Raw genomic sequence first — 17455 nt, 5'->3', positions numbered from 1 at the left:
GCTTCGACGCCGCGCTTTCACCCCATTTGGCCTTTCGCCCTCGCTCTGCGCGCTGCCCGCATCCCCTCTAGGAAGGACCGCCAATGGACACCGCATCCGTCTCTCAGTCGGGACAGCTTGTCCAGCACCCGGCGGGACACGATGGTGATCTCCGGGGAGCGGTGGAGGAGCTTCAACTCGGGCGGTGGATGTCGGCCCGGACGCTGCTTGCCCGGACCTGGGGCGACCCAGCGTTGTGGACTTCTCGCACTCAGGCGCTCGGCGCGGTCTCGGCCCGCACAGACATCCTTGAGCATTGGACGGCCGAGGAGCCGAACGGCTTCGGCCTGGTCACGCTTCAGGCCCGTGCCGCTGTCGAGTTGGCCCTCATGGTCCGGCAGCAGCGGGCCGACCCGCGGGAGCTGGCCGTCCTCGAGCACTCGGCCCGGCAATGGTGCTGGCGAGCGGCTTCCACTCTCGCCGCCGACCCCGTGCCGTGGATCAGCCTTCTCGCCCTCGCGCAGCTTGACCTCGCCCAGACCCGTCCTGAGCATCGGGTTGGGGCCCCCGACCAGATGCTCCCGCCCGGCCCGTGGGGTCTGCTCGACCAAGCCCGGCGAACGGACCCGTGGAACAGGGAGGCGTTCCACCGCATGCTCCGCTTCTGGCTCGCCCGCGGCGAAGGCGGCGCGGCGACCAGCTTCCTGGCGACCTATCTGCCCGGCGCGCCCACCGGCTCACCGCTTCACGCCCTCCCGCTGCACTTGTACGTCGAGCGCTACCACCGGGCGGAGCGCAAGGAGGCGGTCCAACTCCAGTGGACGGATGAGGAAACGGTCCGCGCCACGGTGCTTCGTGCCTATGAGCACTGGCAGGCCGCGCCCGGCAAGAAGGGCAGGTGGCCGGTCGTGGATGAGAACCACCTCGCTCACGCGCTCTGGGCGACCCGCCAACGCCAGCAGGCCGCCGAGGTGTTCGCGGCCCTAACCCCGTTCGTGTCCTCTCAGCCCTGGGTGAGCCTGACGGACCGGCCGAACGAACTGCTCCGCCAGGCCATGGCCCAGTCGTTCGCCGCCTCCCGCTGACGCCTCTCCGCCTGGCCGCCCGCTCGGGCACCCGCATGCCGCATCTTCCTACGGAGGTCTCACAGTGCAACGGTCCCACCGCTCCGCTCCCACCCGCGGGGACGACGACCATCTGCGGTCGTTGGGCTACGAGCCCGAACTGGTCCGCCGGATGGGCCCCTTCGGCAACTTCGCCGTCAGCTTCTCGGTCATCTCAGTGCTCAGCGGCTGCATGACGTTGTTCGGATTCGGGTTGGTCACCGGCGGTCCGGCCGTGATGATGTGGGGCTGGGTCGGCGTCGGCCTGGCCGTGCTCCTCGTCGGCATGGCCCTGGCCGAAGTCACCAGCGCCTACCCCACGTCCGGCGGCCTCTACTACATGGCCCAGCGCCTCGGCGGCCCGCGCTGGGGATGGGCAACGGGCTGGCTGAACCTGCTGGGTCTGCTAGGCGGGATCGCCGGCATCGACTACGGCGCCGCCTCGTTCATCGCGGCGTTCGCCGGGCTGCAATGGGGTGTCGAGCCGACACCGGGCCTGATCCTGGCGATCTTCGCGGGCGTTCTGGTGCTCCACGCCCTGCTGAACGTCTTCGCCGTCAACGTAGTGAGCCTGCTCAATGGCATCTCAGTGTGGTGGCACCTGCTGGGTGTGGCGGTGATCGTCGGCGTCCTCGCCATCGTCCCCTCCCATCACCAGAGCGCGGCCTTCGTCTTCGGTCACTTCGTCAACGAAACCGGCTGGTCGAACCCGGTCTACGTGAGCGCGGTTGGCCTACTGCTGGCCGGCTACACGTTCTGCGGGTACGACGCTTCCGCCCACATGTCGGAGGAGACGAAGGGCGCGAGCCTGGCCGCGCCGCGTGGCATCGTCCGGTCGATCTGGGTCTCGCTGCTGGCCGGGCTCGTGCTGCTGGGCGGCCTATTGTTTGCGGTGCAGGACTACTCCGCCACTGCGGGCGCGGCGGTGCCGCCCGCGCAGATTTTCCTGGACGCGGTCGGGACGGGCGGGGCGAAGCTGTTGTTGGTGGTCGTGATCGGCGCCCAGTTGTTCTGCGGCTCGGCCGAGACCACCGCGGCGAGCAGGATGATCTACGCCTTCTCGCGGGACGGCGCGCTGCCCGGCTCGGCGACTTGGCGCCGAGTGTCGCCGGGCGGGGTGCCGGTGGCAGCGGTGTGGCTGGCCGTCTCGGTGGCGTTCGTCCTGGCGGTGCCCTCGCTGTGGTCGCCGGTCGCCTACGGGGCGGTGACCGCCGTGAACGTCATCGGCATGACACCGTCGTACATCATCCCGGTGTTCCTGCGGTTGCGACAGGGGGACCGGTTCGTCCCGGGGCCTTGGAATCTGGGGCGCTGGAGCCGTCCGGTCGGGATCGCCGCCGTGGCGTGGGTGGTGGTACTGACGGTGCTCGTGTGCCTGCCGCAGCGCTTCCCGGTGACCGTCGAGACGTTCAACTACGCCCCCGTCACCCTGCTGGTCGTCCTCGTCCTGGCGGCGGGCTGGTACCGCATGGCCGGCGCGAAGTTCAGCGTCCCGGTCGTCGAGGACCCCTACCTGGCCCGGGTCGAGGCGCAGATCGTATGAGGGCAACCATGCGCGCCGTCCGTTCCCGTACGGCCCGTACGACAGCCGACGTCACTTCGCCGGTCGGGCCGCTGCACCAGCTGGTGGACGCCTTCGGTCTCGACACTGTGCTGCTCGCGACCGTTGACGTGCAGGGCAGGCTCAAGGGCAAGGCGTACGAGGCGAGGACGCTGGTGGAGCGGCTGCGGTCGGGCCGGATCTCCCCAGAGATGTGCGGATACGTGATCGGCACCGACCTGGGGATGGCCGCCCCGCAGACCGGCGCGTTCTCCTGGCAGACGGGGTTTGGGGACGTCGCGCTGCTGCCCGACCTTCAGAGGGCGCGGGTGCTGCCTTGGCTACCAGGTACGGCGGTGGTGTTCGCCGATCCGACCAGCGAAGGGTGGCCGCACCCGCTGGGCCCGGTCACCGCGCTGAACGAGCAGCGCAACCAGCTCGCCGGTCTGGGCCTGACCGCCGCTCTCGGGGTCGAGACGGAGTTTGTCGTCTACGAGGGCACCACCCGAGACGCCGCGGCGGCCGGCTGGCGGGGGCTTCGCCCCGCCACGTGGGACAACCGCGACTACGCACTCGACCAGCCGGGGGCGGTCGCCGAGTTCGGAAGGCGCCTTCGGCAGGTCCTCGCCGAAGCCGGACTTCCCGTCGAGGCGGTCAAGTTGGAAGGTGCTCCGGGTCAGACCGAAGTCACCTTCCCGTACGGGGAACCCCTAGCCATGTGCGAGCAGCACGTGCTGTTCAAGCACGCCGCCAAGGCCGTGGCGGACGAGCGGGGCATGGCGGCGTCGTTCATGGCGGCCCTGCCGGGCGGGGTCGGCAGCGGCATGCACTTGCACGTCTCCTTGCACTCTGACCGGGGCCCTGTGTTGGGCACCGGCGCGGGCGCGGGGAAGGAACTGTCAGAGCTGGGCGAGCAGGCGGTCGCGGGGCTGCTGACCGTGCTTCCCGTCACCGCGCCGCTGTGGGCGCCGTACGTGAACAGTTACAAGCGCCTGCGGGAGCACTCGTTCGCACCGGACCGCTTCACCTGGGGTCGCGACAACCGCTCCTGCGCGGTGCGGGTCGTCGGCCACGACAGCAGCTTGCGGCTGGAGGTGCGCCTACCTGGCGCCGACGCCAACCCGGTGCTCGCGGTGGCGGCCGTCCTCGCCGGCATTCGGCACGGCATCGCGGCCGGACTCAAGCCTCCGCCAGTGAGCACCGGCGACGCCTACCAGGACCACCACGCACGGCCCGTACCGCGCTCTCTGGCCGAGGCACTCGCCGCCTTCGAGAGCAGCACACTCGCCGCGGAGCTGCTGGGCGAGCGGGTCGTCACGCATCTGGCCAGCGTCGCGCACCTGGACCTGGAGCACCACGCCGCCCGCGTCACCGACGCCGAGCTGGAACGCGGATTCGCCCAGGCATGAACCCCGGGCCGGCTGCGGGTCGATCCCCCTCCCCGCCGCCGGCCCGGACCAACCCCCACTCCCCGCTTCCCCGTTGGAGGCCAACATGGACACCACCATCTGCTCCGCCACCGGTCCGGCCGCGGCCGTGCCCGAGCTGCTGTCGGCCCCGCACCTGGTTAACGTCGCGGCGCCCGGCATGCAGGGCCTGGCCCTGTGGCTGGCCGGGAACGGCGCCGACGTCACCGGCAGCGTCCCGCCCGAACACCAGGACAGCCCCGCAGTTGCCGCTCTGAGAGCGGCCGGGGTAAAGGTCGAGGCCGGCTTCGCCAAGGACCACGTCCAAGCCGATCGCACCGCGGTGGTGTGGTCGGGCGCCGTCGTCGAGCCGCATCCCGAGCTGGACCGCGCGCAGGTGCTGCGGCTGCCGGTGCTCGGGCATGCCGTCGCGCTCGCGGCCGTCGCCGCGCAGACCGGGACTTCGGCGGTGGCGGTTGGCGGCAGCCACAGCACCACGACCGCGGCAGCCGCCCTGGCTGCAGTGCTGGACGACGGCAAGACGGGCTGGATTCTGAACGCCCCGGCCCGCAAGGGCCACGCCGGGCATGCCGGGGAAGGCCGACTTGTGGTCGACCTCGCGCCCGACACTGCCACCCACGAGGCGGCCCCGCCCGGCGCGTGGCAGCACCGCCCCGCACCGCACTACCTGAACAGCCAGCCGCGGCTGGCCGCCGCGCTGATCCTCACCACCGGCGCAAACAGTCCCCACTACGAGGACAACATCGAGGGCCTGAACGCCGCCGAGCACCTGGCCCGCCTCGCCGACGTCGTCGTCCTGCCGACCTGGGACAGCAGCGCGAAGATCCTGCGCGAGCGCCTGACCGACCGGCCCGCTCGGCCCGGTCGGCCCAGCCTGCGGGTGGTCACCGTCGGCCTCGAACGCACCGACGACGTATGGATCATGGTGCCCCGCTGGACCGGCGAGGAGCACCACGTCACCATCCGCTACCAAGGCAGCCAGCACGCCTTCGCCCTGCCGATCGCCGGCCGTCACCACGCTCTGGCCACCTGCACCGCCATCGCCACCGCCCTGGTCCTCGGCGAGGACCCCCAAGCCGTCGCCGAGCGCATCCATGCCTTTCCCGGAGCCGAACGCTCGCTGGCCACGCTCGGCACCCAAGCCAAGATCACCGTGATCGACTCCCGCGCCCGCCACCCCCGCGAGGTCACCGAGGACCTCATGGCCGCCCGCATGCTGACCGAGGGCTCGGTCATCGCCGTCCTGGAACCGGACGGAATCGCCCGCACCCGCGCGCACGCCGACGACCTCGGCACCGCGCTCGGCGAAGCCGACCTGGCCCTGCTGCTGCCGGTCAGCACCCCGCTGACCACCATGCACGCCGTCGAGGACCCGCTGGACGCCGTCGAGCAGGCCGCCCTCCAGCGCCTCGGGGCGGGCACGGTCCACCGCATCCGCTCCGGCCCGAGCGAGCCCGGCGTCGAGCAGCAGATCGCCGACATGGCCGCCCCCGGCGACCTCGTCCTGGTCATCGGCACCAACGAGGCCACCCGGCTCGGTCCCCGGCTGCTGTTCCATCTCGCCGCGCCCAACGCACCGATCCCCCACCAGCTGTGACCCGCCCGAACCACCACGTAGGAGGACGCCGTGACCGTCGGCCCACTGCCCGAACTCTCCAAAGCGGAACGCCAGCTGATCACCCTCGTCGCCCAGGGCAACAGCGCCTCGCAGATCGCCACTGCCCCCGGGTCGAGCAAGGACACGGAAGCCGCCCGCGAGGCGATCCAGGCGCTGTTCGCCAAGACCGGCACCCGCACCGTGCCGCACCTCGCCGCCTGGGCCACCGCGCACCGGATCGTCACCGAGCCGGTGCGCCCCACCGGCGCTCTGAGCGTCAAGCCTCAGCTCCCACCGCGGCTGGCCCAGATCCTGCGCGGCTGGTCCGGTGGGCGAACCACCCCGGAGCTGACCGCCGACTTCGGTATCTCCCCGACAACGATGCGCAGCTACGTCAAGACCCTGTTCACCTACCTCGGCGTCGACAGCCGGCCGCAGGCCGGCGTCGTCGGGGTCCTCGCCGGCCTCGTCCGGCTCAGCGACATCGACCCATCGTGGCCCGCCGAACCGCTCGCCGCGGCCGTCGGCAGCGGAGCGGCGCGTTGAGCATCCGCCGTTCCGCCGCCCGCGCCGCAGCGCTGGCCACGGTGTGCTTCCTGCTCGGCGTCCTCGTCGGCGGCGCCACGCTCTACCTCCTGGAGCACCGCACCCAGTCCGGCCAACCCGTGTACCTCGGGATCTTCACCGCCGTCTCGTTCTCCACGCTGGCCGCCGTCGACCGGCTGGTCAACCGCCGCACCCCACCGAAGAACGCCGCCGCCGAGCCCCGGCGCCCTCCGGCCGGGTGACAACGCGCACCACGCTGCTCACACCCATGGCGGCCGTCCGGGCCAGGGCCGCACCCCTTTCGACCACAGAGAGCCGATGAACACCCCACCCGACCACCGCGCAGCGGGCACCGTCGCCAGCCGGGACCTCGACGGGCACCTGCGCAACCGCGCCGCCGTCCTCGTGGACCTCACCTCGCTCACCGACCTGCCCCGAACCGCACTGTCCGGCAGTGACCCCGCCCTGCTGGTCAGCGGCGCCCCGGGGCAGCTCACCACCCCGGCGCCACTGCTGCGGCTGCTGCTGCGCGCCCGCTCGATCGCGATGCCGTGCGCCCTGATCGCCCCCTCCCTCGGTGACGACCTGACCCGGCAGTTAGCCAACCTGCGCGTCGCGCACCTGTGGTCCGCCGCTGTCTGCTCCACCGAGCACACCGCGAACGGCACCAACCCCTACCGGGCCGCCGCCGACCTGCTCGATCAGCCGATCGGCCGCTGCCTGGTCGTCACCACCGCCCCGTCGCCCAACGACGCCGTCACCAGCGGTGCCCGCACGACGCTGGTCAGCACCGGCGGCTCCTTGGCACCCGCAGCACCGGCGGAGCACCTCACCGACGCCGAGCGTCAGCTGGCGCACCTGCTCGCGCTCGGCCACAGCACTGATTCGGCCGCCACCGCCCTCGGCCGCCGCCCCGCGACCACCGCGAGCGCGGCCTGGAACCTCAACCGGCGCATGGGTTTCAGCGACCGCACCCGAACCATCGCCCATCTCATCGCCGCCAAGCTGATCGACGCCGGGCCGCTGCGCGCGGCCATATCCGCCGAGCTCCCGGCCCTCGATCCGGCCGAACACCGCGTGCTCACCCTCCTCGCCACCCACGACGCGCGCTCCGCCGGCCGCACCCTGGGGCTCGACGAAGCCCAGGTCGGCCAGCTGATCCGACAGGCCGTGTCGCACCTGGGCGCAGCCAACCGCACCCACGCCGTCGCCATGCTCCTGCTGGGCCGCCCCGCGCAGGCCGCCGCCAGCGACCCGGATACGTCGTGAACACGCAGCTGCGGTACCTCGAGGTGCCGGAGCCGTACGCCCCGGACGGCCGCCCAGCGGTGTTCCTCGCCGGGGCAACCGTTGACTGCCCGGACTGGCAGAGCGAAGCGGTCGACCTGTTCGCCGTCGCGGGCTTCGACGGCACGGTGCTCAACCCCCGGCCATCGCGCAACCCGGCCACCAACCCCTACCTCGCGTGGCTGCCGTTCGGCTGGCAGGACCGCAACATCCGGCGCACCGACGTCGTCCTGTTCTGGAACCCGATCGGCCACGTGCGCGTGCACGACTGCTACGAGGCTGGCCTGTTCTCCCCGTACGGCGGGACGGTGGTCGTCGGCTGCGACCCGGCCGACCCCGTCCAGCGCGCCAACCGTGTGCTGCTCGCGAACCTCATGCCGTGGTTGCCGGTGGCCGACACGCTCGCCGACACCGTCGCCGCAGCCCTCGCCGCGCTCGCAGCCCGCGCCTCCGCTCACCGCTGACCACCCACCCACCCGCCCACGTCAGGACCCCATGCACACCGTCACCGCCCCTACCCGGATCGAGGACCACGCGCTCCTCGGCAACACCGTCGCCGCCGCCCTGGTCCGCCCGGACGGCTCCATCAACTGGGCCTGCCTGCCCGGCTTCGACTCGCCGGCCGTGTTCGCCTCGCTACTCGGCACCGCCGACCATGGCCTGTGGCGCGTCGGCCCGGCCGTATACGACGGCTCACCGCCCCCGGCGACCGACCGCCGCCACTACGTGGGCAACTCTCTGGTCCTGCGCCAGGAGTGGGACACCCCCGCCGGCACGGTCACGGTCACCGACTTCATGCCGGCGCCCACGGTCAGCGACCACGCGGAGCCGAGGATCATCCGGATTGTCGAAGGCGTCAGCGGCGAGGTCCGCGTCGCCAGCGTCTTCCACCCCCGTCCCGGCTACGGCGCCACCCGGCCGCGCGTCGAGCGGACCACCCGCGGAGCCTCGCGGCTGTGGGTGGTCGCCCACCCGGACTCGTACTGGCTCGACGGCCCCCAGCACACCGCCAACGGGCGGGGCGTGTGCCGGGCCGACTTCACCGTCCGCGCCGGCCAGATCGTCGTGCTCACCCTCGTCTGGGCTCCCTCTCACCGTCCCGCGCCCGTTCCGCCCGACGCCTTCTCCGAGCTCGACGCGACCGCGGAGTTCTGGGAGCAGTGGGTCGCCGGCTGCACCTACCGCGGCCCGGACCGCGAGGCGGTGGTGCGCTCCGCCCTCACTCTCAAGGCACTTTGCCATCCGGGTGGCGGTGTCGTCGCCGCGCCCACCACCTCCCTGCCCGAGCAGCTCGGCGGCGAACGGAACTGGGACTACCGCTACGTCTGGCTGCGCGACAGCGCGCTGACCATAGCCACGCTGCTGCGGCTCGGCTTTCTCGACGAGGCCCGCCAGTGGCGCAGATGGCTGGTCGACACCGTCAACCCCGAGCGCCTCCAGCCGATCTACCGCGTCAACGGCGATGCCGACCTCGACGAGGAGGTCCTGGACCACCTGCCCGGCTACGACGGCTCCCGGCCGGTGCGTATCGGCAACGGCGCCGCCGGCCAGCTCCAGCTCGACGTCTACGGCGAACTCGCCGACACCCTGCTGCTCGCCGAGGATGCCGGCCTCCCTCCGTCCCCGCAGTGCGACGCCCTGCTCCTGGCACTCGCCGAGCAGCTGGAGCAGCGCTGGCACGAGCCCGACGAGGGCATCTGGGAAATCCGTGGCCCGGCACGGCACTTCACCCACTCCAAGGTCATGTGCTGGGTCGCCGTGGACCGGACCTTGCGGCTGCTGGAACGCCGAACCACCACGGCCCCTGCCGTCCTCGTCCGCCTCGCCCGCCTGCGCGCGGAGATCCACGCCAACGTCTGCACGCGCGGCTTCAACTCCGAGACGGGCACCTTCACCCAGTCCTACGGCGGCCGGGCCCTCGATGCCTCCCTGCTGCTCCTGCCGCTGGTCGGCTTCCTGCCGCCGGACGACAAGCGCGTCATCCGCACTGTCGAAGCTGTCCAGCGCGAGCTCACCGAGCACGGGCTGGTGCTGCGTTACGCCACCCGCGGGGATGCCGGCGGCAACGTGGACGGGCTCGCAGGCCATGAGGGCGCCTTCCTGGCCTGCACGTTCTGGCTGGCCGAGAGCCTTGCCGTCATCGGCCGGCACGCCGAAGCCCGCGAGCTGTTCGACCGGCTACTTGCCCTGCGCAGCGATCTCGGGCTCCTCGCCGAGGAGTATGACCCCCTCGCCCGGCGGCAGCTCGGGAACTACCCGCAGGGGTTCTCCCACTGGAGCCTGGCGGACGCGGCCGTCCGCCTGGCCGCCAGGCTGCAAACCCAGTACCCGGCGCTGCCCGGGCCGCGCGCCGGCGTCGGCGAGGCGCTTCCCGCCGCTGTGGTGGCGTAGTGGACAAAAGCGATGTGCGCAATGCCCGCCTCCCGCCGAGCATGGCGCGCTTGTCAGTCCCCCGTGGCACACTGCCCTGTTCGACCCGTAACCGCCCTACCAGTATGACGGGTTGGGGCTGTTCACCGGATCGTGTGGCTTCTGCCGCGACACGCCGACACGGCCCCGCCGGGCCGCCTACGGTGGGACAGCCGCCCACGCACTCACGTACGACGAACGATCACCAGTTTGATCGCAGCTTCGCCATGCCCTGAACCGGACGCGCTCCCCGCGCCGGTTCCCTCACACCCTGGGAAGGAGACGTCCCGTGCCGCACACGCTGGTTGTGGGAGTCCACCTGGTCCTGATCGAGAACGGCCGGGTGCTGCTCGGACAGCGCGCCAACACCACCTTCGCTGACCAGCACTGGCACGCCCCGGCCGGCCACCTCGAAGCGGGAGAGTCTGTCCTGGCCGGCATGGCCCGCGAGGCCGACGAGGAACTCGGCATCACCATCCGGGAGGAGGACCTCGACCTGGTGCACACCCTCCACCACCTCGACGCCGACGACGGTGCCGGACGCCTCCAGCTGTTCTTCGCCCCTCGCGCGTACACCGGCAAGATCACCAACCGCGAACCGGCCAAGTGCACCGCCCTCCTCTGGTGGCCGCTGGACGACCTTCCGGAGCCGATCGTCGGCTACACCGCCGATGCGCTCGCGCAGATCACCGCCGGCCGCCCGCTGTCCGTCGTCGGATGGCCGGCATGAGCACCACGAGCCACCCAGGACTCCCGTCGGCCGGGGCGCCCGCCGGGAGCGCGGAGACTCGGCTCGTAGTCGTCCGGGGAAACTCGGCGTCGGGCAAGTCGTCGGTGGCTGCGGGCATCCGGGACCGATTCGGCCGGGGCCTGGCCATCGTCGCGCAGGACAACCTCCGACGCATCGTGCTGCGCGAATGGGACCGGCCCGGCGGCGCGAACATCGGCCTGATCGACACGGTGGCACGGTACGCGCTGGGCGCCGGCTACCACGTCGTCATCGAAGGCATCCTGTACGCCGATCACTACGGCGAGATGCTCACGCGCCTGGTGGGCGACCACCGCGGCATCACCCGCTGCTACTACCTCGACGTCCCGATCGACGAGACGCTGGTCCGGCACGCCTCGAAGGCCGATCGCGAGTACCTGACGGCCGTCACCGAGCGTGAACTGCGCGACTGGTACCGCGAGCACGACGTCCTTCCCGGCGGCATCGAGACCGTCATCGGCAGCGACAGCACCCTCCACGACACGGTCGACCGCATCCTGCGCGAGACCGCGCTCTCCCAGTTGCCCCCGCGCGACACGTAGAAGCGCAGTTACTCGACCGTCGCCTCCCCTCCATCGCCCCCTCAACCTTCAACCAGGAGCACCTGATGCACGAGACGAGCAGGCTGTCAGTCTGCGTCATCGCCCACGACTTGAACAGCGACCGGATCGCCACCCTCCTGTACGGGCAGCGCAGTTGGACCCCCGGGCCCGCGTGGACGATCCCGGGTGGAAAGGTCGACCCCGGGGAAGAGATCCCCGATGCTGCCGCCCGGGAGCTACGTGAGGAAGCCGGGCTCATCGCCAAGCCATCCGACCTGCGCCTGGTGCACACCATCCAGGCTAAGGAGGGCTGGGACGGGCGCGGCGGGTTCATGCTGTTCGTCTTCGCCACCAGCGAGTTCACGGGCGAGCTGGTCAACGTCGAGCCGGACAAGCACCTGGAGGTGCGCTGGCACCCCGCCGCAGGCGTCCTGCCCAGCCCGATGTTCCCGACCTCCAAGGCCGCGGTGGAGGCGTACCTGGCCGGTGGGCCCGCGTTCTCCACCCACGGATTCGACCCCGCCTCCGGACAGCGGGAGCTCGTCGAGACGTGACCGGCGCCCGTCTGCACCGTGCCGGGCGAGTGCGCCCGCCCGGCACGGTGCAGACCGGTCCAACCCTGCCCGGTCCGTACCGGTCGCCCCACGGCTACGCCGGACCCTGACGGCACTGGCGCCCGACCACCGCGTTCCCCTCTGCGAAAGGGAGTATGTGACCAGCACGCCCAAGACCTCGACGGACTCCGTGCCGGACAGCGAGCAGCTGCTGTTCGGCGGGCCGATGCGCTACGACTACGGCTGGGCCAAGCACGAGATGGCCAGTGGCGAGGTGACGTTCTGGGCGGTCGCCCGGCAGATGCCGCGCTTCCTGCGCCTAGCTGGAGGTATGGCGTGGCAGGCCGACCGCGCGGCGCTGCTGACCCTGGTCGGCGCCGAGATGATGCGCGGGCTGGCCGCCGCTTTCGCGCTGATCGCCACCAACCACGCCCTGGCCGCACTACTCGCCCCCGGCCATGTCGCCGACGTGCTGCGAGCCGCCTCGCCGGCGATCGTGATGGTCGGATTGATAGCGGGCCTGTCCTCGGTGCTGTCCGCCGCCTCCGCCTGGGCCGGAGGCAGGCTGGAACCAGCGGTCTTCCGCCAGGCCACGATGGAGTTCCTGGGCATCGTCGGCCGCTCCGAGCTGGAGGCGATCGAAGACTCCGAGTTCCTCGCCGAGGTGGACAGCGCCCGCTGGGGCGCGATGTCGCTGCAGCGCATCATCGGCCAGGCCACCTCCGTCCTCACCGCCACCTTCAGTCTCGTCTCCGCAGCCGGCGTCCTGTCCGTCCTCCACCCCGCCCTGCTGCCCATGCTGCTGCTGATCACCGCCCCGCGCGGCTGGGGAGCTGTCCGCACCGCCCGCCGCCACTACGCTTCCAGGCGGGCCTGGCTCCAGCACTCCCGGGCCAGCAGCGCTCTGGCGGACATGCTGATCCGGCCGTACTCCGCGGCCGAGCTGCGGGTGCACGCCTGCGGGCCGTTCATCCTCCACCACTACGAGCAGATGGCCCGCGCCGCCGAGCAGGAGCAGGCCCGCCTCGCCGGCGCTCGGGCCCGCACGGACCTGCTCTCCGCGGCGCTGGCCGGCGCCGCCACCGTCGGCGCCTTCGCTCTCCTGGGCTCGCTCGTCATGAGCGGGGCGATCCCACTGGCCGCCGCCGGGACCGCCGTGGTGGCCATCCGCACCGGCTCGGCGAGCATCGGCGGCCTCGTCTCCCAGATCAACCAGCTGTACGAGGAGTCGCTGTTCGTCCGCGACCTCGACCAGCTGCGCCGCGAGGGCCACCGCCGGGCCATCCCCACCGGCGGCACACCGCTGCCCGAGCGCCCCGAGACAATCACCGTCGAGGACGTGTCCTTCACCTACGACGGCCGCGAGACCCCGGCGCTGGACAAGGTCACCATGACGATCCCCCGGGGCAAGGTCATCGCCCTGGTGGGAGCCAACGGTTCGGGCAAGTCCACCCTGGCCAACATCCTGTGCGGGGTCTACCAGCCACACCAGGGCCGCGTCCGGTGGGACGGCATCGACACCGCGACCGCCGACCGCGACCAGCTCTTCAGCAGCGTCGCCCTGCTCGCCCAGAGTTTCCAGCGCTGGTCCTTCACCCTGCGCGCCAACCTGCTCCTCGGCCGCCCCGAAGTCGCCTGCGAGCAGCGACAGCTGGAGACCGCCGCCGACTATGCCGACCTTCACCCGGTGGTTGAGGAGCTGCCGCGCGGCTGGGACACCCTCGTCGCCAAGGGCTTCGAGGGCGGCGTCGGCCTCTCGGGCGGCCAGTGGCAAAAGGTCGCCCTCGCTCGAACTCACCTGCGCCTGACCACGCCGGATGCCCACGGCCGGCTCCCCGCCCTCGTGGTGGTCGACGAGCCGACGTCCGCGATGGACCCGGAAACCGAGGTCGAGGCGTTCGAGCAGATCCGCCAGCTCACCGCCCTCGGCGTCACCGTCATCCTCATCACCCACCGCCTCGGCGCCACCGCCAAGGCCGACCGCATCTTCGTCCTCGACCACGGCCGCCTCGTAGAACAGGGGAGCCACTCCGAGCTCATGGCCCAGGAACCGGCCACGCGCTACCGCGAGTCGTATCTCCTCCAGGCCGCCCAGTACGACCTCGGCGACCGCCTGCCCCACCAGGCCGCCCCGACGACCGCCAGTGCCTGACCCGCTCTTTCGGTCGTCTCCGATCCGAGCCGATCCGGCCCGCAGGAGAAGCCAGTGACTGCACCGACCCCGTCCGAGGCCGCAGCCGTCCGCCGCCACCTCGTGGGACGACCTGCTGGCCCGCGGCACCGAGCACATCCAGCGTGCCTTCCACGAACTCACCGCCGCCACCAGCGACTACGTCGGGCACAGCCCGGACCTGATCTGGGGAAACCTGAAGACTCCCGCGTACGCGCAGGAGGTCCTGCGCAAGTCACCCCCTGGGGCGGCTGGAACGACAGCAAGGAGAACCCCCCGAAGTGATCTCGTACAAACTGCTCGCCGAACAGGCCCTCGCCGAAGGCGTCCAGAAGCTCGCGGCCGGAACCGTGGTGCGCGACCAGCAGGGCCGCGTCCTGATGCTGCGCCGCAAGCAGGACGACGTGCTGCCCGGCCTGTGGGACTACCCGGCCGGCGGACTGGACGACGGCGAGGACCCCAGGGATGGGGCGATCCGGGAGCTGGCCGAGGAGACCGGCATCCACTGCGCCGACATCGAGTACGTGCGGGCCCTGGACTTCGTCAACACCCGGGACCGCCTGACCCGCCAGTTCGTCTTCACCTGCACCGTCCCGGACGAGACCGCGGTGACCCTCTCCGAGCACGACGCCTTCGGCTGGTTCCGCCCGGACGAGCTGCCACCGACCAGCGATGGCTACCGCGAGGTGATCGGCTGGCTCACCCACCGCCTCGCCGCCGGCTGGAAGCCCGTCAGCCGCTACCTGGCCACGATCGACCGGCCGATGACGTGGGCCTGCTTCCTGGTGCGCGACCACGAGGGTCGCGTCCTTGGGATGCGCAACTCTGTTGACGCCGAACGCTGGGACTGGCCGGGCGGGAACTCCGAGCCCGGCGAGTCCCCGTTCGACACCGCGCTGCGCGAGGCCCGCGAGGAGATCGGCCTCGACCTGCTCGCGGAGAACCCGGACCCGGTCGGCCGACAGCGGCTGATCGCCGTCATCCACCAGCAGGCCGACCACGTCCGCCCCGTGCCATCGATCGGCTGGGTCTTCGACGGCGGCACGCTCACCGAGGAGCAGCAGGCCCGCATCGTCCTCGACCCGGCCGAGCACTGCGAGTTCCGCTTCGAGACGGACTACAACTGGCGCCACTACTTGACTCCGAAGGAGTACCGGCAAGACCTCCAGGTGCTGCGCGCCGCCCGCTCCGGCCGGGTGCTCTACATCGAGCGTCCGACCCCGGAGCCGCAGGATTTCGAGGGCATCGTGGTGTTCGTCACCACCCCGGACGGCGAGCTGCTGGTGCACCACCGGGACGAGAAGGACGGCATCGCCTGGCCGGGTTACCGAACCCCGATCGGCGGTTGGCGTGAGCACGACGAGACGCCGCCCGAGACCGCGACCCGGGAGGTGTTCGAGGAAGCCGGGATCACCATCACCGACATCCGGGAGCTGCCCGGCCCTCGCCACGAGCGCGTCTCGGCGATGACCCGTGTCCTGCACGCGGTGTACACCGGCCCGAAGGACGCGATCCGGCTCGGCGACGAAGGCCAGGGCATCGCCTGGGTGCCCTTCGCCGAAGTCGCCGAGCTCAAGACCCCGCCGTACGTCGCCCACTACCTCGGCCTGATCGGAGCCTGACCATGTCCGACTTCTACTGCGAGCAGGTGCTCAACGGCCTCACGTCGGTGGACACCGTCCAGGAGACGGACCTGGTCCTGGCCTACCACCACACCCGGCCCAGCTACCCGGTGCACATCGTGGTCGTGCCGAAGCAGCACATCCCCTCGCTCGAAGACCTGGGCAAGGGCGGCGAGGAACTGCTGCTGGAGGTGATGCGGGTCGTCCGGCAGGTGGCCACCCAGGTCCGGGCCGAGCACGGCGCCGCGTGCGTCGTGACGAACCTCGGCGACTACCAGGAGTCCAAGCACTTCCACGTGCATGTCCTCTACCGGGGCGACAAGCCCGAGGGCCTGGCCTGAACCCGGCTGCGCCAGCGAATAGGAGACTGCCCACGATGCCGCAGTGGATTCCCCCCGCCGAATACCTCAAGACGATGCCGCAGGCGCTCCACGGCTGCGCCGTGTCCGTTACGGACCAGCGCAACCGGGTCATGCTGCTTCACGAAGCCCCGAACGAGCAGCGGGACGCCTTCGGCGCCGAGCCACGCTGGCTGTTCCCCGGAGACCGCCTCGACCACAGCGAGAACCCGCTGCGAGCCGCGGCACGCGAGACCCTGGAGGAGACCGGCCTCGACCTCACCGGCATCCTGCGCCCCCTGGCGACGGACCTTCGCGACCCGACCGAGCATCGGCCGGCCGTAACGGACTACCACTTCGACGGAGGCTGGCTCACCGCCGCCCAGGCCGAAGCGATCCGGCTGTCCGACGAGCACGACAGCTACGCCTTCCGCAGCGTCACCGACTGGCAGCCGATCCTGCCGCCCAACCGCTACGACCTGCTGTCTTCGCTCACCCAAGCCCGCACGGAGAGCCGCCAGCTCGTCCTGCACAACGGGCGTCCGATGTAGCACCCGTGACACCGCAGCCAGTCCTGCCCGAGGAGCCGACCTTGGTCCGCATCACCAACTTCAACGCCTACAAGCTCAAACTCACCGATCGCAACACCGCTGACTGGAGAGCCCGCGTCACTGCCATTCAGGAGGTGGCGCCCGACATCCTGACTCTCCAAGAGGTCCTCGTCGACGAGGAACTGAAGGAGAACGAGACGGAGCTTGACCGCGCGCAGCGGTGGCGGGCCGAGGCCGGCGAGATCATCGGATCCCTCGCGGCCGACTGCGGCCTGACCGCCACGACGATACGTGCGGACGGAACGCCTGGTGGCATCGCCATGGCGAACAACCAGCACCGGGGCTGGTACACCGCCATCCTCTGGAACCCGGAGACCGTGCGCGCGGTCCCCGGTGGGTTCCGCCCGTTCGGCGCACCGGACTTCTGGCACGGCTGCACGACCCTGCAAGTCGATGTCGGCGCGGCGGAGCCCCTCCTTGTCGGGAGCTACCACGGTGACCCGTTCCGGCCCGACGGCCGCGCGAACGAGGCTCTACGGCTCAAGGGGATCTTCCGCCGCACCGGCGGGGCGAAGCCGGGCATCCTGGCGGGCGACTTCAACTCCATCTCCGCCGCCACCACGTCCGACGGCGTGTACTACGACGCCGAGCCCTACACCGACCAGGACCACGACGACCTCGAGTACCAGTGCATCGCCGAGACCGTCGGCGGGGAGAATCTGGCCGACCGCCGGCAGACCGCAGCGTTGCTACGGCGCGGGTTCATGGTCGACGCCGCAGCCCAGTTGGCGGCACCGTGGCAGCCGACCGTCGGCTACTGGGCCGATGGGCAAGGCGATCCGGACCCGTGGGGCGAGCGCCGCATCGACCTGATCCTTGCGACCCGGCCCGTCGCCCCCGCCCTGGTCCACTGCCGTGCCCACGTCAGCCCGGCCAGCGAGGCTGCGGCCGACCACCGCCCCGTCTACGCCGACCTGGACGTCAGCGCTATCCCGGCCCGGCAGGAGGCACGGTGAGGAAG

17 protein-coding genes are annotated in these 17455 nt (G+C 71.4%); all 17 read left to right on the top strand.

The genetic code is table 11. The annotated features are described in order from the left end of the window. Window positions 1-83 precede the first annotated feature (83 nt). The 17 genes from ABTY15_RS02290 to ABTY15_RS02210 all read left to right on the top strand — a co-directional run bounded on the left by ABTY15_RS02290 (window position 84) and on the right by ABTY15_RS02210 (window position 17450). The gene (locus ABTY15_RS02290; protein ID WP_350574694.1) at window positions 84-1064 is read left to right on the top strand and encodes a hypothetical protein; all 981 of its coding nucleotides are present in this window, start codon (window positions 84-86) and stop codon (window positions 1062-1064) included. A 64-nt stretch (window positions 1065-1128) separates the two neighbouring features. Further along, window positions 1129-2625, top strand: a complete 1497-nt coding sequence (locus ABTY15_RS02285) for an amino acid permease (RefSeq protein ID WP_350574692.1) — start codon at window positions 1129-1131, stop codon at window positions 2623-2625. Between the two features lie 8 nt (window positions 2626-2633). After that, window positions 2634-4031: a glutamine synthetase family protein gene (locus tag ABTY15_RS02280; RefSeq protein ID WP_350574690.1), complete on the top strand. Its 1398-nt coding sequence runs from the start codon at window positions 2634-2636 to the stop codon at window positions 4029-4031. 85 nt (window positions 4032-4116) lie between these two features. Further along, window positions 4117-5646, top strand: coding sequence for a Mur ligase domain-containing protein (locus tag ABTY15_RS02275; RefSeq protein WP_350574688.1), 1530 nt, complete (start codon window positions 4117-4119; stop codon window positions 5644-5646). Between the two features lie 30 nt (window positions 5647-5676). After that, entirely contained in the window at window positions 5677-6192 is a 516-nt protein-coding gene (locus ABTY15_RS02270) for a helix-turn-helix transcriptional regulator (protein ID WP_350574686.1), read from the top strand. Then, window positions 6189-6434, top strand: a complete 246-nt coding sequence (locus tag ABTY15_RS02265; protein WP_350574684.1) for a hypothetical protein — start codon at window positions 6189-6191, stop codon at window positions 6432-6434. Before ABTY15_RS02270 ends, ABTY15_RS02265 begins: the two co-directional genes overlap by 4 nt. A 76-nt stretch (window positions 6435-6510) precedes the next feature. Further along, window positions 6511-7461, top strand: a complete 951-nt coding sequence (locus ABTY15_RS02260) for a hypothetical protein (RefSeq protein WP_350574680.1) — start codon at window positions 6511-6513, stop codon at window positions 7459-7461. Beyond that, window positions 7458-7943, top strand: a complete 486-nt coding sequence (locus tag ABTY15_RS02255; protein ID WP_350574678.1) for a hypothetical protein — start codon at window positions 7458-7460, stop codon at window positions 7941-7943. The genes ABTY15_RS02260 and ABTY15_RS02255 overlap by 4 nt, the downstream gene beginning before the upstream one ends. A 31-nt stretch (window positions 7944-7974) precedes the next feature. Continuing rightward, window positions 7975-9870, top strand: a complete 1896-nt coding sequence (locus ABTY15_RS02250; protein WP_350574676.1) for a glycoside hydrolase family 15 protein — start codon at window positions 7975-7977, stop codon at window positions 9868-9870. 307 nt (window positions 9871-10177) lie between these two features. After that, entirely contained in the window at window positions 10178-10618 is a 441-nt protein-coding gene (locus ABTY15_RS02245; protein ID WP_350574674.1) for an NUDIX hydrolase, read from the top strand. Then, on the top strand, window positions 10615-11199 hold the full coding sequence (locus tag ABTY15_RS02240; protein ID WP_350574672.1) for a P-loop NTPase family protein: 585 nt from the start codon (window positions 10615-10617) through the stop codon (window positions 11197-11199). Before ABTY15_RS02245 ends, ABTY15_RS02240 begins: the two co-directional genes overlap by 4 nt. A 65-nt stretch (window positions 11200-11264) precedes the next feature. After that, a complete protein-coding gene (locus ABTY15_RS02235) occupies window positions 11265-11753 on the top strand; it encodes an NUDIX domain-containing protein (protein WP_350574668.1) in 489 nt (162 codons plus the stop codon). Window positions 11754-11910: 157 nt separating this feature from the next. Then, window positions 11911-13905, top strand: coding sequence for an ABC transporter ATP-binding protein (locus ABTY15_RS02230; RefSeq protein WP_350574666.1), 1995 nt, complete (start codon window positions 11911-11913; stop codon window positions 13903-13905). Window positions 13906-14204: 299 nt separating this feature from the next. Then, the gene (locus ABTY15_RS02225; RefSeq protein WP_350574664.1) at window positions 14205-15545 is read left to right on the top strand and encodes an NUDIX hydrolase; all 1341 of its coding nucleotides are present in this window, start codon (window positions 14205-14207) and stop codon (window positions 15543-15545) included. 2 nt (window positions 15546-15547) lie between these two features. Next, window positions 15548-15886: an HIT family protein gene (locus ABTY15_RS02220; protein WP_350574662.1), complete on the top strand. Its 339-nt coding sequence runs from the start codon at window positions 15548-15550 to the stop codon at window positions 15884-15886. A gap of 35 nt (window positions 15887-15921) precedes the next feature. After that, on the top strand, window positions 15922-16434 hold the full coding sequence (locus tag ABTY15_RS02215; RefSeq protein WP_350574660.1) for an NUDIX domain-containing protein: 513 nt from the start codon (window positions 15922-15924) through the stop codon (window positions 16432-16434). A gap of 41 nt (window positions 16435-16475) precedes the next feature. Then, on the top strand, window positions 16476-17450 hold the full coding sequence (locus ABTY15_RS02210; RefSeq protein ID WP_350574658.1) for an endonuclease/exonuclease/phosphatase family protein: 975 nt from the start codon (window positions 16476-16478) through the stop codon (window positions 17448-17450). Window positions 17451-17455: the final 5 nt, after the last annotated feature.

Origin of the sequence: Kitasatospora sp. NPDC097643 (assembly GCF_040302625.1) — a bacterium.
Classification (GTDB): Bacteria; Actinomycetota; Actinomycetes; order Streptomycetales; family Streptomycetaceae; genus Kitasatospora.
The sequence above is the reverse complement of the archived record's forward strand: the minus strand, read 5'-3'. Positions and strand labels throughout refer to the sequence as shown.

What these genes read in the sequence shown, in the direction of transcription:
- ABTY15_RS02220 (WP_350574662.1), top strand. Translation starts at nt 15,548, where the DNA reads ATGTCCGACTTCTACTGCGAGCAGGTGCTCAACGGCCTCACGTCGGTG.
- ABTY15_RS02290 (WP_350574694.1), top strand. Translation starts at nt 84, where the DNA reads ATGGACACCGCATCCGTCTCTCAGTCGGGACAGCTTGTCCAGCACCCG.
- ABTY15_RS02240 (WP_350574672.1), top strand. Translation starts at nt 10,615, where the DNA reads ATGAGCACCACGAGCCACCCAGGACTCCCGTCGGCCGGGGCGCCCGCC.
- ABTY15_RS02260 (WP_350574680.1), top strand. Translation starts at nt 6,511, where the DNA reads ATGAACACCCCACCCGACCACCGCGCAGCGGGCACCGTCGCCAGCCGG.
- ABTY15_RS02280 (WP_350574690.1), top strand. Translation starts at nt 2,634, where the DNA reads ATGCGCGCCGTCCGTTCCCGTACGGCCCGTACGACAGCCGACGTCACT.
- ABTY15_RS02250 (WP_350574676.1), top strand. Translation starts at nt 7,975, where the DNA reads ATGCACACCGTCACCGCCCCTACCCGGATCGAGGACCACGCGCTCCTC.
- ABTY15_RS02235 (WP_350574668.1), top strand. Translation starts at nt 11,265, where the DNA reads ATGCACGAGACGAGCAGGCTGTCAGTCTGCGTCATCGCCCACGACTTG.
- ABTY15_RS02215 (WP_350574660.1), top strand. Translation starts at nt 15,922, where the DNA reads ATGCCGCAGTGGATTCCCCCCGCCGAATACCTCAAGACGATGCCGCAG.
- ABTY15_RS02275 (WP_350574688.1), top strand. Translation starts at nt 4,117, where the DNA reads ATGGACACCACCATCTGCTCCGCCACCGGTCCGGCCGCGGCCGTGCCC.